Here is a 15,487-nt window from a genome sequence, read left to right as displayed (position 1 = left end):
CAACGTGACCGATGGTGCCAACGTTGACGTGCGGTTTGTTACGTTCAAATTTTTCTTTAGCCACGACAGTAAACCTCTTACTTAAAGGGCTGAATCAACCTTGTTTTTTAACCAGTGCTTCGACGACGTTCGACGGAGCTTCGGCGTATTTGGAGAATTCCATGGAGTAGCTCGCGCGACCCTGGGACATGGAACGCACGTCGGTCGCATAACCGAACATCTCGCCCAGCGGAACCTCGGCACGAATTACCTTACCGGAAACGCTGTCTTCCATCCCCTGAATCAGGCCACGACGACGGTTCAGGTCACCCATCACGTCACCCATGTAGTCCTCGGGGGTCACCACCTCTACCTTCATGATCGGCTCAAGCACTTTACCGCCGCCCTTCTGGGCCAGCTGCTTGGTCGCCATGGAGGCAGCGATCTTGAACGCCATCTCGTTGGAGTCGACGTCGTGGTAGGAACCATCGAACACGGAAGCCTTCAGGCCGATGAGCGGGTAGCCGGCAACAACGCCGTTTTTCATCTGCTCTTCGATGCCCTTCTGGATCGCCGGGATGTATTCCTTCGGAATCACACCACCCACGACTTCGTTGGTGAACACCAGACCTTCGGCGATGTTGCCTTTCTCATCCACGTCAGCAGAGGAGAAGCGGATCCAGCAGTGACCGAACTGACCACGACCACCGGACTGACGAACGAACTTGCCTTCGATCTCGACATTGTCCTTGGAGATGGTTTCGCGGTAGGAAACCTGCGGCTTGCCGATGTTGGCCTCAACGCCGAACTCGCGCTTCATGCGGTCGACGAGGATGTCCAGGTGCAGCTCACCCATGCCAGAAATGATGGTCTGGCCGGTTTCTTCGTCGGTCTTGACGCGGAACGACGGGTCTTCCTGAGCCAGCTTGCCGAGGGCAATGCCCATCTTCTCCTGGTCAGCCTTGGTCTTCGGCTCAACAGCCACCGAGATTACCGGCTCCGGGAAGTCCATACGCTCGAGGATGATCGGCTTCTCGATATCGCACAGGGTGTCACCGGTGGTGACGTCCTTCATGCCAATCAGAGCAGCGATGTCGCCAGCGCGTACTTCTTTGATCTCGTCACGCTGGTTGGCGTGCATCTGCACCATACGACCAACGCGCTCTTTCTTGCCTTTTACGGAGTTGATAACCGAGTTACCAGACTCCAGAACGCCAGAGTAGACGCGTACGAAGGTCAGAGTACCTACGAACGGGTCAGTGGCGATCTTGAATGCCAGAGCCGAGAACGGAGCATTGTCGTCAGCAGGACGATCGTCTTTCGGAGCGTCGTCGCCGTGGTCAATGTGATCCGGGTGGATACCCTGGATAGCAGGGATCTCGGTCGGAGCAGGCAGGAAGTCGATAACGGCGTCAAGTACCAGGGGCACGCCCTTGTTCTTGAAAGAGGAACCGCAGACAGCCGGAACGATTTCGCAGGCGATAGTACGCTGACGCAGGCCGGCCTTGATCTCTTCGATCGTCAGCTCGCCTTCTTCCAGGTACTTGTTCATCAGCTCTTCGTTGGCCTCGGCAGCAGCCTCAACCATGTTGTTGCGCCACTCGTTTGCCAGGTCCACCAGCTCAGCGGGAATCTCTTCCTCGCGATAGGAGGTGCCCTTGTCGTCTTCGTTCCAGTAGATGGCCTTCATCTTCAGCAGATCGACCTGACCCTGGAACTCGTCCTCAGCACCGATGGCCAACTGAACCGGAACCGGGGTGTGACCCAGGCGGTTCTTGATCTGGCCGACCACGCGCAGGAAGTTGGCGCCAGCGCGGTCCATCTTGTTCACGTAGACGATACGCGGAACGCCGTACTTGTTGGCTTGACGCCATACGGTTTCGGACTGGGGCTCAACACCGGAAGTGCCGCAGAACACAACGACAGCACCGTCCAGCACGCGCAGAGAACGCTCCACCTCAATGGTGAAGTCTACGTGGCCGGGGGTGTCGATGACGTTTACGCGGTACTTGTCGTACTGACCACGCGAACCTTCCCAGAAGGTGGTGATGGCAGCAGAGGTAATGGTAATACCACGCTCCTGCTCCTGCACCATCCAGTCGGTGGTGGCCGCGCCATCGTGAACTTCACCCATCTTGTGGCTCAGGCCTGTGTAGAACAGGATGCGCTCAGTCGTGGTGGTCTTGCCCGCGTCAACGTGGGCGCAGATGCCGATGTTGCGATAGCGGTTAATTGCTGTATTACGAGCCATAAAGCCCTCGCAAAAGAATGGATGCCGTAATTAGAAGCGGTAGTGCGAGAACGCTTTGTTGGCCTCAGCCATACGATGCACGTCTTCACGCTTCTTGACAGCAGCGCCTTTGCCATCGAAGGCATCCAGCAGCTCGCCTGCCAGGCGCAGGGCCATGGACTTCTCGCCACGCTTGCGCGCGGACTCAACCAGCCAACGCATGGCCAGAGCATTACGACGGGACGGACGAACTTCGACCGGAACCTGGTAAGTGGCACCGCCTACACGGCGGGACTTTACTTCGACCAGCGGAGCGATGGCGTCGAGAGCTTTCTCGAAGATTTCCAGGGGATCGCTGTTCTTGCGGGATTTGACGGTATCCAGGGCACCGTAAACGATGCGCTCGGCTACGGCCTTCTTGCCGCTTTCCATCACGTGGTTCATGAACTTGGCGAGGATCAGGCTTCCGTATTTCGGATCGTCCAGAATCTCACGCTTGGCTGCTACACGACGTCTTGGCATTGATAAGCCCTCAAACGGTCTTCAGGTTAGCCCGGGACCATAACCATTCGGTTACGCCCGACCTTACTCTTATCGACTCAATGAATAAAAAAACTGATTAAGCACCGAATTACTTCGGACGCTTGGTACCGTACTTGGAACGACCCTGCTTACGGTCTTTAACGCCGGTGGTATCCAGCGAACCGCGCACGGTGTGGTAACGCACACCCGGAAGGTCCTTTACACGACCGCCACGGATCAGCACTACGCTGTGCTCTTGCAGGTTGTGACCTTCACCACCGATGTACGAAGTCACTTCGTAGCCGTTGGTCAGACGAACACGGCAAACCTTACGGAGTGCGGAGTTCGGTTTCTTCGGCGTGGTGGTGTAGACGCGGGTGCATACGCCACGACGCTGCGGGCAGTTCTGCAGCGCAGGTACGTCGGATTTCTCGACGATACGGCTGCGCGGCTTACGCACCAGCTGGTTAATAGTTGCCATCTAATTGCTCCACTGTTGTCTTTCGACGCTATTGCCTTACAAAGAAAGCAAAATGACAGGGCATAGCGCCCTGCCAAATTTAGGGGTGCATGAGTCTAAAGAGACTCAATGTCCCCGTCAAGGCAATACCCCCCGACGGCCAAGGCCTCTGGGGGTATCACGCTTAGTTGCTGCTGGAGTTCAGCGCTTCGGTCAGCGCTGCTTCCACTTCGCTCGCGCTCACGCGAACCGGCTTGCCGGCTTCACGCTGACGTTTGCGCTCGCTGTGGTAGGCCAGACCGGTACCAGCCGGGATCAGTCGACCCACAACAACGTTTTCCTTCAGGCCGCGCAGGTAGTCGCGCTTGCCGGTAACCGCCGCCTCGGTGAGGACGCGGGTGGTTTCCTGGAAGGACGCCGCGGAGATGAACGACTCGGTGGACAGCGAGGCCTTGGTGATACCCAGCAGGACGCGTTCGAACTTGGCGATGAAGCGATCTTCGGTCGCCAGACGCTCGTTCTCTTCCAGCACCTGGGTCAGTTCCATCTGGTCGCCCTTGATGAAGCTGGAATCACCCGACTCGGCAATCTCGACCTTGCGCAGCATCTGACGCAGGATGGTTTCGATGTGCTTGTCGTTGATCTTCACGCCCTGCAGGCGGTACACGTCCTGGATCTCGTTGACGATGTACTTGGCCAGCGCGCTGACACCCAGCAGGCGCAGGATGTCGTGCGGGTTGCTCGGGCCGTCGGAGATAACTTCGCCGCGGTTCACCTGTTCGCCTTCGAACACGTTCAGGTGACGCCACTTCGGAATCAGCTCCTCGTACGGATCGCTGCCATCGTTCGGAGTGATGACCAGACGGCGCTTGCCTTTGGTCTCCTTGCCGAAGGAAATGGTGCCGCTGATTTCCGCCAGGATCGAAGGCTCTTTCGGACGACGAGCTTCGAACAGGTCGGCAACGCGCGGCAGACCACCGGTGATGTCGCGGGTCTTCGAGGTTTCCTGCGGGATACGGGCGATAACGTCACCCACGCCCACTTGCGAACCGTCGGCCACGCCAACCAGGGCGTTCGCCGGCAGGAAGTACTGGGCGGGAACGTCGGTACCCGGCAGCAGCAGTTCCTTGCCATTGGCGTCGACCAGCTTCACGGCCGGACGAATGTCCTTGCCAGCAGCCGGACGATCCTTCGGATCCAGAACCTCGATGTTGGTCAGACCGGTCAGTTCGTCGGTCTGGCGCTTGATGGTGATGCCCTCCTCCATGCCGACGAAGGTAACGGTACCCTTCATTTCGGTCACGATCGGGTGGGTGTGCGGGTCCCACTTGGCAACGATGGCGCCCGGATCGACCTTGTCGCCTTCCTTGACGGAGATCACAGCACCATACGGCAGCTTGTAACGCTCGCGCTCGCGACCGAAGTCGTCGGCCACGGCCAGCTCGCCGGAACGGGATACGGCAACCAGGTGGCCGTTGAGGTTCTCGACGTGCTTCAGGTTATGCAGGCGGATGGTACCGCCGTTCTTAACCTGGACGTTGTCGGCTGCGGAAGTACGGCTGGCCGCACCACCGATGTGGAAGGTACGCATGGTCAGCTGGGTACCCGGCTCACCGATGGACTGGGCAGCGATTACGCCGACCGCTTCACCGATGTTCACCTGGTGGCCACGCGCCAGGTCACGACCGTAGCACTTGGCGCAGATGCCGTAGCGGGTTTCGCAGCTGATCGGGGAACGCACGATCACTTCGTCGACGCTCATGCGCTCGATGAACTCAACCCACTGCTCATCGACCAGAGTACCGGCCGGCACGATGACTTCATCGGAGCCCGGCTTGAACACGTCACGGGCAATGACACGGCCCAGTACGCGCTCACCCAGAGGCTCGACGACGTCGCCGCCTTCGATGTGCGGGGTCATCAGCAGACCGTGCTCGGTGCCGCAGTCAACCTCGGTTACTACCAGGTCCTGGGCGACGTCGACCAGACGACGAGTCAGGTAACCGGAGTTCGCGGTCTTCAGTGCGGTATCCGCCAGACCTTTACGAGCACCGTGAGTGGAGATGAAGTACTGGAGTACGTTCAGGCCTTCACGGAAGTTCGCGGTGATCGGGGTTTCAATGATGGAGCCGTCCGGCTTGGCCATCAGGCCACGCATGCCGGCCAGCTGACGGATCTGGGCCGCGGAACCCCGCGCACCGGAGTCCGCCATCATGTACATGGAGTTGAAGGACTCCTGGTCGACTTCCTTGCCCTCGCGATCGACAACCTTCTCTTTCGAGAGGTTGGCCATCATCGCCTTGGACACTTCGTCGTTGGCCTTGGACCAAAGGTCGATCACCTTGTTGTACTTCTCGCCCTGGGTTACCAGGCCGGAGGCGTACTGGGATTCGATTTCCTTCACTTCCTCGGTAGCGGCATCGATGATGCGAGCCTTCTCATCGGGGATGACGAAGTCGTTCACACCGATGGAAACACCGGAAATGGTGGAGTAGGCGAAACCGGTGTACATCAACTGGTCAGCGAAGATGACGGTGTCCTTCAGACCTACCACGCGATAGCACTGGTTGATCAGCTTGGAGATCGCCTTCTTCTTCATCGGCTGGTTGACGACGTCGTACGACAGGCCGGCCGGGACCACCTGGAACAGCAGCGCACGGCCGACAGTGGTGTCGACGATGCGGGTGTTCTTGGTGATGGAGCCGTCCTTGTCCTTCACGGTCTCGTTGATGCGCACTTTCACGCGGGCGTGCAGGGACGCTTCACCGGCGCGGAATACGCGGTCGACTTCCTGCAGGTCCGCGAACACGCGACCTTCGCCCTTGGCGTTAACGGCTTCACGGGTCATGTAGTACAGACCCAGAACCACGTCCTGCGACGGAACGATGATCGGCTCGCCGTTGGCAGGCGAGAGGATGTTGTTGGTGGACATCATCAGCGCGCGCGCTTCCAGCTGGGCCTCGAGGGTCAGCGGAACGTGAACGGCCATCTGGTCACCGTCGAAGTCGGCGTTATACGCGGCGCAGACCAGCGGATGCAGCTGGATGGCCTTGCCTTCGATGAGGACCGGCTCGAACGCCTGGATGCCCAGACGGTGCAGGGTCGGCGCACGGTTCAGCAGTACGGGGTGTTCGCGGATGACTTCGGCGAGAACGTCCCAGACCTCGGGCAGTTCGCGCTCGACCATCTTCTTGGCCGCCTTGATGGTGGTGGCCATGCCGCGGGCTTCCAGCTTGCCGAAGATGAACGGCTTGAACAGCTCGAGAGCCATCTTCTTGGGCAGACCGCACTGGTGCAGGCGCAGGGTCGGACCTACGGTAATTACCGAACGGCCGGAGTAGTCCACGCGCTTACCGAGCAGGTTCTGACGGAAGCGGCCCTGCTTGCCCTTGATCATGTCGGCCAGGGACTTCAGCGGGCGCTTGTTCGAGCCGGTGATGGCACGGCCACGACGGCCGTTGTCCAGCAGGGCATCGACAGCTTCCTGCAGCATGCGCTTTTCGTTGCGCACGATGATGTCCGGAGCAGCCAGGTCGAGCAGGCGCTTCAGACGGTTGTTACGGTTGATCACCCGACGATACAGGTCGTTCAGGTCGGAGGTCGCGAAGCGACCGCCATCCAGCGGGACCAGCGGACGCAGGTCCGGCGGCAGCACCGGCAGGACGGTCAGCACCATCCACTCGGGATGGTTGCCGGAGTCCTTGAAGGCTTCCATCAGCTTCAGGCGCTTGGACAGCTTCTTGATCTTGGTCTCGGAATTGGTCTGCGGGATTTCTTCGCGCAGACGGCCGATTTCATGATCCAGGTCGATGGCGTTGAGCAGCTCGCGAACAGCCTCGGCCCCCATACGGGCGTCGAAGTCATCACCGAACTCTTCGAGGGCTTCGAAGTACTGCTCGTCGTTCAGCAGCTGGCCTTTCTCGAGGGTGGTCATGCCCGGATCGATCACCACGTAGCTCTCGAAATAGAGCACGCGTTCGATGTCACGCAGGGTCATGTCCAGCAGCAGGCCGATACGGGACGGCAGGGACTTCAGGAACCAGATGTGGGCTACGGGCGAAGCCAGCTCGATGTGGCCCATGCGCTCACGGCGCACCTTGGCCAGGGCGACTTCAACACCGCACTTCTCGCAGATCACACCGCGATGCTTGAGGCGCTTGTACTTACCGCACAGGCACTCATAGTCCTTCACCGGGCCGAAGATCTTGGCGCAGAACAGGCCATCGCGCTCCGGCTTGAAGGTACGGTAGTTGATGGTCTCCGGCTTTTTCACTTCACCGAAGGACCAGGAACGGATCATCTCGGGCGAGGCCAGACCAATACGGATGGCATCGAACTCTTCGATTTGACCCTGGTTTTTCAACAGATTCAGCAAGTCTTTCAAGGCCTTTCCTCCTCACGGACCCGCTACGACCGGCCTTGACCAGCCGTAGCGTTTTGGGCGTCGCGTGTTATTCGGTTTCCAGTTCGATGTCGATGCCGAGCGAGCGGATCTCTTTGATCAACACGTTGAAGGACTCGGGCATGCCGGCCTCCATGCGGTGATCGCCGTCCACGATGTTTTTGTACATCTTGGTCCGGCCGTTCACGTCGTCCGACTTCACGGTCAGCATTTCCTGCAGGGTGTAGGCGGCACCGTAGGCTTCCAGTGCCCAGACCTCCATCTCCCCGAAACGCTGGCCACCGAACTGCGCCTTACCACCCAGCGGCTGCTGGGTAACCAGGCTGTAAGAACCGGTGGAACGTGCGTGCATCTTGTCGTCGACCAGGTGGTTCAGCTTGAGCATGTACATGTAGCCGACGGTGGTCGGACGCTCGAACTGATTGCCGGTACGGCCGTCGAACAGGCGCATCTGACCGCTTTCCGGCAGGTCGGCGAGCTTCAGCATGGCCTTGATCTCGCTTTCCTTGGCACCGTCGAACACCGGGGTGGCCATGGGTACGCCGCCCTTCAGGTTCTTGGCCAGGTCCAGGATTTCCTGGTCGCTCAGCTCGTTCAGGCTTTCCTGACGACCACCGATCTCGTTGTAGATCTCATGGAGGAATTCGCGCAGTTCAGCGATCTTGCGCTGCTCTTCCATCATGCGGTTGATCTTCTCGCCCAGACCCTTGGCAGCGAGGCCCAGGTGGGTTTCGAGGATCTGACCGACGTTCATACGAGACGGTACGCCCAGCGGGTTGAGGACGATGTCCACCGGAGTGCCATTGGCATCGTGGGGCATGTCTTCGACCGGCATGATCACGGAGACCACACCCTTGTTACCGTGACGGCCGGCCATCTTGTCGCCCGGCTGGATACGACGCTTGATGGCCAGGTAGACCTTGACGATCTTCAGCACGCCCGGAGCCAGGTCGTCGCCCTGCTGCAGCTTGCGTTTCTTGTCTTCGAACTTGTCATCCAGCATCTGGCGACGATCAGACAGGTAGGCCTGGGCCTTTTCCAGCTGCTCGTTCAGTGCGTCTTCAGCCATGCGCAGCTTGAACCACTGGCCGCGCTCGAGGCCGTCGAGGTACTCGTTGGTGATCTCGGTGCCTTTCTTCACGCCGGCGCCGCCTTCGGCAATCTGGCCGACCAGAGCGGAACGCAGACGCTCGAAGGTAGCGCCTTCGACGATACGGAACTCTTCGTTCAGGTCCTTGCGGATCTCGTCCAGCTGCATCTTCTCGATGGACAGCGCACGGGAATCGCGCTCGACACCGTCACGAGTGAAGACCTGGACGTCGATTACGGTGCCCTTGGTGCCAGTCGGCACGCGCAGGGAGGTGTCCTTAACGTCGGACGCCTTCTCACCGAAGATCGCACGCAGCAGCTTCTCTTCCGGAGTCAGTTGGGTCTCGCCTTTCGGAGTGACCTTGCCGACCAGGATGTCGCCAGCCTGAACCTCAGCACCGACGTAGACGATACCGGCTTCGTCCAGCTTGTTCAGCGCAGCTTCGCCCACGTTGGGGATGTCCGCGGTGATTTCTTCTGGGCCGAGCTTGGTGTCACGCGCCACACAGGTCAGTTCCTGGATGTGGATAGTGGTGAAGCGATCTTCCTGCACCACGCGCTCGGACAGGCAGATGGAGTCCTCGAAGTTGAAACCGTTCCAGGGCATGAACGCGACGCGCATGTTCTGACCCAGAGCGAGTTCGCCCATGTCGGTGGACGGACCATCGGCGAGGATGTCGGCGCGAGCGACCACATCACCCTTCTGCACCAGCGGACGCTGGTTGATGCAGGTGTTCTGGTTGGAACGGGTGTATTTGGTCAGGTTGTAGATGTCGACGCCGGCTTCGCCAGTCTCGACTTCGTCATCGTTGACACGAACCACGATACGGCTGGCATCGACCGAGTCGATCACGCCGCCACGACGGGCCACGACGCAGACACCGGAGTCGCGCGCAACGTTGCGCTCCATGCCGGTACCTACCAGAGGCTTGTCGGCACGCAGGGTCGGCACGGCCTGACGCTGCATGTTCGAGCCCATGAGTGCGCGGTTGGCGTCGTCGTGTTCGAGGAACGGAATCAGCGAGGCAGCAACGGATACGACCTGCTTCGGAGAGACGTCCATCAGGGTTACGTCTTCCGGTGCCTTCACGGTGAATTCGTTCAGGTGACGTACGGCTACCAGCTCGTCGACCAGTTGGCCCTGCTCGTTCATCGTTGCCGATGCCTGAGCGATGACGTGGTCGGCCTCTTCGATGGCGGAGAGGAAGACGATCTCGTCGGTGACCTGGGTGCCGTTCACAACGCGGTACGGGCTTTCCAGGAAGCCGTACTGGTTGGTGCGAGCGTAGGTCGCCAGGGAGTTGATCAGACCGATGTTCGGACCTTCAGGGGTTTCGATCGGGCACACACGGCCGTAGTGGGTCGGGTGTACGTCACGAACCTCGAAGCCCGCGCGCTCACGAGTCAGACCACCTGGGCCGAGTGCGGAAACGCGGCGCTTGTGGGTGATTTCGGAGAGTGGGTTGTTCTGGTCCATGAACTGGGACAGCTGGCTGGAGCCGAAGAATTCCTTGATCGCCGCAGCCACCGGCTTGGCGTTGATCAGGTCTTGCGGCATCAGGCCTTCGCTTTCGGCCATCGACAGACGTTCCTTGACCGCGCGCTCGACGCGCACCAGGCCAACACGGAACTGGTTCTCGGCCATCTCACCGACGCAACGCACGCGACGGTTACCCAGGTGGTCGATGTCGTCGACGATGCCCTTGCCGTTACGGATGTCGACCAGGGTCTTCAGTACGTCGACGATGTCTTCCTTGCTCAGCACGCCCGAACCTTCGATCTCGGTGCGACCGATACGACGGTTGAACTTCATGCGGCCCACGGCGGACAGATCGTAACGCTCGGCGCTGAAGAACAGGTTGTTGAACAGGGTCTCGGCAGCTTCCTTGGTCGGCGGCTCACCAGGACGCATCATGCGGTAGATCTCGACCAGGGCTTCCAACTGGTTGCCGGTGGAGTCGATCTTCAGGGTGTCCGAAATGAACGGACCGCAGTCGATGTCGTTGGTGTACAGGGTTTCGATGCGGACAACCTGGGCCTTGGCGATCTTCACCAGCAGGTCGGTAGTCAGCTCGGTGTTGCACTCGGCGATGATCTCGCCGGTAGCCGGATGCACGATGGCCTTGGCGGAAGTACGGCCAAGCACGTAGTCCATCGGGACTTCCAGCTCTTTGATGCTGGCCTTTTCCAGCTGGTTGATGTGGCGGGCAGTGATACGACGGCCCTGCTCCACGATCACCTTGCCGTTCTGGTCCTTGATGTCGAACACGGCGATCTCGCCACGCAGACGCTGCGGAACCAGTTCCAGGTGCAGGCCTTCGCCCTTCACGTGGAATACGTTGGTTGCGTAGAACGCATTCAGCACTTCTTCAGTGCTGTAGTTCAGCGCGCGCAGCAGGACGGTGGCCGGCAGTTTGCGGCGACGGTCGATACGCACGAATACGCAGTCCTTCGGATCGAACTCGAAGTCCAGCCAGGAACCGCGGTAGGGAATGATGCGAGCGGAGTACAGCAGCTTGCCCGAGCTGTGGGTCTTGCCACGGTCGTGGTCGAAGAACACGCCAGGAGAGCGGTGCAGCTGGGAGACGATGACGCGCTCGGTACCGTTGATGATGAAGGTACCGTTCTCGGTCATCAGGGGGATTTCCCCCATGTAGACTTCTTGTTCCTTGATGTCCTTGATCGCTTTGTTCGACGACTCTTTGTCGAAGATGATCAGACGGACTTTTACCCGCAGCGGCACAGCGAAGGTCACGCCGCGCAGCACGCATTCCTTGACATCGAATGCCGGCTCGCCCAGGCGATAGCCGACATATTCCAGAGCAGCGTTGCCGGAATAGCTGATGATCGGGAAAACAGACTTGAAGGCCGCGTGCAGGCCGATGTCACGGAATTGATCTTTGCTGACTCCCGCCTGCAGGAATTCGCGATACGAATCCAGCTGGATGGCCAGGAGGTAAGGTACATCCATGACGTCCGGCAACTTGCTAAAGTCTTTGCGGATACGTTTTTTCTCAGTATATGAGTAAGCCATCAGCGTTCCCCAGCTTGGTCACCTGCTTGTTTGGCCCCTCCGACGGGAGTAGCCAGAAAATCGTGCAAACCCCTTGGTTTGCTCCGCCCCTCAATAGGGGTCGGGTCACGTCCAGGGTGGCGTCCCAAGACAACCACCTAGAACGGAAAAAGGCCGGTGGCAGAAGCCACCAGCCGTCAGCCTTGCGCGAAGCGCTTCGGCTGTTGACGCAAGGTCGTCGCTTACTTGAGCTCGACTTTGGCGCCAGCTTCTTCCAGAGCTTTCTTGGCAGCTTCGGCCTCTTCCTTGGAAGCGCCTTCCTTGACCACGCCCGGGGCGCCGTCAACTACTGCCTTGGCTTCTTTCAGACCCAGACCGGTCAGTTCGCGAACGACTTTGATCACGTTCACTTTCTTATCGCCGGCTTCGGTCAGGATGATGTTGAACTCGGTTTGTTCTTCAACGACAGCAGCGGCAGCAGCCGGGCCAGCGGCAACGGCAGCAGCAGCGGTAACACCGAACTTCTCTTCCATCGCCTTGATCAGTTCAACGATCTGCATGACGGACATTTCGGATACGGCGTTGATGATGTCTTCGTTGGTCAGAGCCATGACTCTAATTCCTGTATAGGTGGACAGCCTATGCGGCCATCAAAATTTTGAAAGATTCAGCTTGAAAGAGGGTTATGCGGCCTGGATCAGGCAGCAGCGCCTTCTTTCTGGTCGCGAATTGCCGCCAGAGTACGAGCCAGCTTGCTGGTAGCGCCTTGGATAACGCTCATCAGCTGTGCAACGGCTTCGTTGTAGGTCGGCAGGGTCGCCAGTACGTCGATCTGATTGGCTGCGAGGAACTGGCCCTCGAATGCAGCGGCCTTGATCTCGAACTTGTCCTGACCCTTGGCGAAATCCTTGAAGATACGAGCAGCAGCGCCCGGATGTTCATTGGAGAACGCAATCAGGGTCGGGCCTTTGAACACGTCGTTGAGCACTTCGAACTGAGTGCCAGCAACGGCGCGGCGAGCCAGGGTGTTACGTACGACACGCACGTACACACCAGCCTCGCGGGCCTCTTTACGGAGTCCGGTCATAGCGGCTACGGTCACGCCACGGGCATCAGCCACGACAGCGGACAGGCCAGCTTTGGCAGCCTCGTTGACTTCAGCGACGATGGCCTTCTTGTCTTCGAGTTTAATTGCCACGGGTCTAACTCCTGGATGTTACCGTTTCGTCCAGCCGGAGCCGGACGGCGTTTTGGTGTCTGATTCGGTAAACGAATCGGGAGCACCATCTGCGTAGGCTCGGAAATCGCTTCCCGGTTTGAGGCTTGCGCCGCCTACGGTCTTGGATAGCCCCCGCCAGGCAGGGACCCCAATACCTGGCGCGACGGATAAGTCCGCCGCGCCTTTATCACTTAGCCTTCGAGGGAAGCCTGATCGATCTGCAGACCCGGGCCCATGGTGGTGCTCAGGGTCACGCGCTTCAGGTACACACCCTTGGAGGTGGACGGCTTCAGACGCTTCAGATCAGCCAGCAGAGCTTCAACGTTCTGCTTCAGCTTGATCGGCTCGAAGTCGACCTTGCCAACGGAAGCGTGAATGATGCCGTTCTTGTCGGTACGGAAACGCACCTGACCAGCCTTGGCGTTCTTCACAGCGGTAGCCACGTCCGGAGTCACGGTACCAACCTTCGGGTTCGGCATCAGGCCGCGCGGACCGAGGATCTGGCCCAACTGACCGACGACACGCATCGCGTCCGGGGAGGCGATGACCACGTCGTAGTTCAGGTCGCCGGCTTTCATCTCGGCGGCCAGTTCGTCCATACCGACTTTCTCGGCGCCGGCGGCCAGAGCGGCTTCAGCAGCCGGACCCTGGGTGAACACGGCAACGCGGACGCTCCTGCCAGTGCCGTTCGGCAGAACGGTGGCACCACGAACGACCTGGTCGGATTTACGCGGATCAACGCCCAGATTAATGGAGACGTCCACGGACTCTTTGAACTTGGAGGTCGCCAGCTCAGCGAGCAGCTTGGCGGCATCTTCAAAGCCGTACTGCTTGCCAGCTTCTACTTTCTCGGCGATTGCCTTTTGGCGCTTGGTCAGCTTAGCCATTACACACCCTCCACGTTCAGGCCCATGCTACGAGCGGAGCCGGCGATGCTACGCACGGCCGCATCCAGGTCAGCTGCAGTGAGATCAGCCTTCTTGGCTTTAGCGATCTCTTCCAGCTGAGCACGGGTAACGGTGCCTACTTTCTGGGTGTTCGGACGCGGAGAGCCGCTGGCGATACCGGCCGCTTTTTTCAGCAGCACGGAAGCCGGGGTGCTCTTGGTCTCGAAGGTGAAGCTACGGTCGCTGTATACGGTGATGATCACGGGAGTCGGCAGACCCGGCTCGAGGCCCTGAGTCTTGGCGTTGAACGCCTTGCAGAACTCCATGATGTTCACGCCGTGTTGACCCAGAGCAGGGCCGACCGGCGGCGACGGGTTGGCCTGAGCGGCCTTCACTTGCAGCTTGATATAAGCTTGAATCTTCTTAGCCATGTATAACTCCAGTTACGGGTTCTAGCGCCCTGAGGCTCCCCGATTGCTTTCGCGTTTATCCCAGTGACGACAAAACCCCGCAACCTAGGGCTGCGGGGTTGGGATGCCATTGTCAGTTAAGCCTTCTCGACCTGACTGAACTCCAGCTCTACCGGCGTAGAGCGGCCAAAGATGAGCACGGCCACCTGGATCCGGCTCTTCTCGTAGTTGACCTCTTCGACAACGCCGTTGAAATCAGCGAACGGACCGTCGATAACACGAACAGTCTCACCCGGCTCGAACAGCGTCTTCGGCTTCGGCTTGTCACCGCTATCAGCGACGCGACGCAGGATCGCCTCAGCTTCCTTCTCAGTGATGGGTGCAGGCTTGTCGGCAGTACCACCGATAAAGCCCATGACACGCGGCGTATCCTTGATCAAGTGCCAAGTCGCCTCGTTCATTTCCATCTGGACCAGCACGTAGCCGGGGAAGAACTTACGCTCGCTCTTGCGCTTCTGGCCATTACGCATCTCCACCACTTCTTCAGTGGGGACCAGAATCTCGCCGAACTCGTCTTCCATGCCAGCCAGCTTGACGCGCTCGATCAGCGAGCGCATGACATGCTTCTCGTAACCCGAGTAGGCATGCACAACGTACCAACGCTTAGCCACGGCGCACCTATTAACCAACAATCAACGAAACAAGCCAGCCGAGCAGGGTATCAAGACCCCACAACAGCAGCGCCATTACCAGCACGACAGCCACGACAATCAGAGTGGTCTGGGTGGTTTCCTGACGGGTCGGCCAAACAACCTTGCGAATTTCCGCACGAGCTTCCTTGGCAAGAACAAAGAAAGCCTGACCCTTGGCAGTCTGCAGCGCCACGACAGCAGCAACAGCAGCAAGAGCAAGAAGCGCGAGAACTCGGTACAGAATCGGCTCAGCAGAGAAATACTGATTGCCGACCACACCAACAGCAACAAGAGCCACCACAACGACCCACTTCAGAACGTCGAAGCGTGCTTCTTTGGCTTCAGCCTTGGCATTCATCAGCTAAGATCCTGTGAGAGAAATGCCAGATTCTCATTCTTGGAATCTGGCAGGCCAGGAGGGAATCGAACCCCCAACCTGCGGTTTTGGAGACCGCCGCTCTGCCAATTGAGCTACTGGCCTGTAACAAAGTCAGGCCGACCATTATGCCGGCCTGATACACCAAGATCAAGTCGTTATTCGATGATCTTGGCTACAACGCCGGCGCCAACGGTACGACCGCCTT

Annotated in this window: 12 protein-coding genes and 1 tRNA gene; all 13 read right to left on the bottom strand. The window is 59.2% G+C overall.

From position 1 onward, the window contains the following. The coding region (locus tag MnOB_RS29065) for a hypothetical protein (RefSeq protein ID WP_234358239.1) at positions 1 to 64 on the bottom strand (64 nt) is incomplete at its 3' end. A 30-nt stretch (positions 65 to 94) separates the two neighbouring features. Further along, complete coding sequence (fusA, locus tag MnOB_RS19870) at positions 95 to 2,230, bottom strand: elongation factor G (protein ID WP_077525958.1); 2,136 nt, start codon at positions 2,228 to 2,230, stop codon at positions 95 to 97. A gap of 30 nt (positions 2,231 to 2,260) precedes the next feature. Continuing rightward, positions 2,261 to 2,731, bottom strand: coding sequence for a 30S ribosomal protein S7 (gene rpsG / locus MnOB_RS19865; RefSeq protein WP_003448710.1), 471 nt, complete (start codon positions 2,729 to 2,731; stop codon positions 2,261 to 2,263). Positions 2,732 to 2,840: 109 nt separating this feature from the next. Beyond that, on the bottom strand, positions 2,841 to 3,212 hold the full coding sequence (gene rpsL, locus MnOB_RS19860; RefSeq protein ID WP_003448708.1) for a 30S ribosomal protein S12: 372 nt from the start codon (positions 3,210 to 3,212) through the stop codon (positions 2,841 to 2,843). Between the two features lie 163 nt (positions 3,213 to 3,375). Then, the gene (gene rpoC, locus MnOB_RS19855) at positions 3,376 to 7,575 is read right to left on the bottom strand and encodes a DNA-directed RNA polymerase subunit beta' (protein WP_077525957.1); all 4,200 of its coding nucleotides are present in this window, start codon (positions 7,573 to 7,575) and stop codon (positions 3,376 to 3,378) included. A gap of 67 nt (positions 7,576 to 7,642) precedes the next feature. Beyond that, positions 7,643 to 11,716: a DNA-directed RNA polymerase subunit beta gene (gene rpoB, locus MnOB_RS19850; protein WP_077525956.1), complete on the bottom strand. Its 4,074-nt coding sequence runs from the start codon at positions 11,714 to 11,716 to the stop codon at positions 7,643 to 7,645. 221 nt (positions 11,717 to 11,937) lie between these two features. Further along, entirely contained in the window at positions 11,938 to 12,306 is a 369-nt protein-coding gene (gene rplL, locus MnOB_RS19845) for a 50S ribosomal protein L7/L12 (RefSeq protein ID WP_077525955.1), read from the bottom strand. An 86-nt stretch (positions 12,307 to 12,392) separates the two neighbouring features. Next, positions 12,393 to 12,893, bottom strand: a complete 501-nt coding sequence (gene rplJ / locus MnOB_RS19840) for a 50S ribosomal protein L10 (protein WP_077525954.1) — start codon at positions 12,891 to 12,893, stop codon at positions 12,393 to 12,395. 212 nt (positions 12,894 to 13,105) lie between these two features. Continuing rightward, a complete protein-coding gene (gene rplA / locus MnOB_RS19835; protein ID WP_016490523.1) occupies positions 13,106 to 13,801 on the bottom strand; it encodes a 50S ribosomal protein L1 in 696 nt (231 codons plus the stop codon). Next, positions 13,801 to 14,232, bottom strand: a complete 432-nt coding sequence (gene rplK, locus MnOB_RS19830; RefSeq protein ID WP_077525953.1) for a 50S ribosomal protein L11 — start codon at positions 14,230 to 14,232, stop codon at positions 13,801 to 13,803. The genes rplA and rplK overlap by 1 nt, the downstream gene beginning before the upstream one ends. Positions 14,233 to 14,348: 116 nt before the next feature. Then, positions 14,349 to 14,882, bottom strand: coding sequence for a transcription termination/antitermination protein NusG (gene nusG / locus MnOB_RS19825; RefSeq protein ID WP_028630537.1), 534 nt, complete (start codon positions 14,880 to 14,882; stop codon positions 14,349 to 14,351). A gap of 10 nt (positions 14,883 to 14,892) precedes the next feature. Further along, positions 14,893 to 15,261: a preprotein translocase subunit SecE gene (secE, locus tag MnOB_RS19820; protein ID WP_077525952.1), complete on the bottom strand. Its 369-nt coding sequence runs from the start codon at positions 15,259 to 15,261 to the stop codon at positions 14,893 to 14,895. A gap of 47 nt (positions 15,262 to 15,308) precedes the next feature. Beyond that, positions 15,309 to 15,384 (bottom strand) — tRNA-Trp (locus MnOB_RS19815). Positions 15,385 to 15,487: the final 103 nt, after the last annotated feature.

It is taken from the genome of Metapseudomonas resinovorans (genome assembly GCF_002003485.1).
Taxonomy (GTDB): Bacteria; Pseudomonadota; Gammaproteobacteria; order Pseudomonadales; family Pseudomonadaceae; genus Metapseudomonas; species Metapseudomonas resinovorans_D.
The sequence above is the reverse complement of the archived record's forward strand: the minus strand, read 5'-3'. Positions and strand labels throughout refer to the sequence as shown.

Bases quoted from the DNA above. Each gene is read 5' to 3' on its own strand.
- rplK (WP_077525953.1), bottom strand. From the start codon at position 14,232: ATGGCTAAGAAGATTCAAGCTTATATCAAGCTGCAAGTGAAGGCCGCT.
- fusA (WP_077525958.1), bottom strand. From the start codon at position 2,230: ATGGCTCGTAATACAGCAATTAACCGCTATCGCAACATCGGCATCTGC.
- rpsG (WP_003448710.1), bottom strand. From the start codon at position 2,731: ATGCCAAGACGTCGTGTAGCAGCCAAGCGTGAGATTCTGGACGATCCG.
- secE (WP_077525952.1), bottom strand. From the start codon at position 15,261: ATGAATGCCAAGGCTGAAGCCAAAGAAGCACGCTTCGACGTTCTGAAG.
- rplA (WP_016490523.1), bottom strand. From the start codon at position 13,801: ATGGCTAAGCTGACCAAGCGCCAAAAGGCAATCGCCGAGAAAGTAGAA.
- rplL (WP_077525955.1), bottom strand. From the start codon at position 12,306: ATGGCTCTGACCAACGAAGACATCATCAACGCCGTATCCGAAATGTCC.
- rpoB (WP_077525956.1), bottom strand. From the start codon at position 11,716: ATGGCTTACTCATATACTGAGAAAAAACGTATCCGCAAAGACTTTAGC.
- rpsL (WP_003448708.1), bottom strand. From the start codon at position 3,212: ATGGCAACTATTAACCAGCTGGTGCGTAAGCCGCGCAGCCGTATCGTC.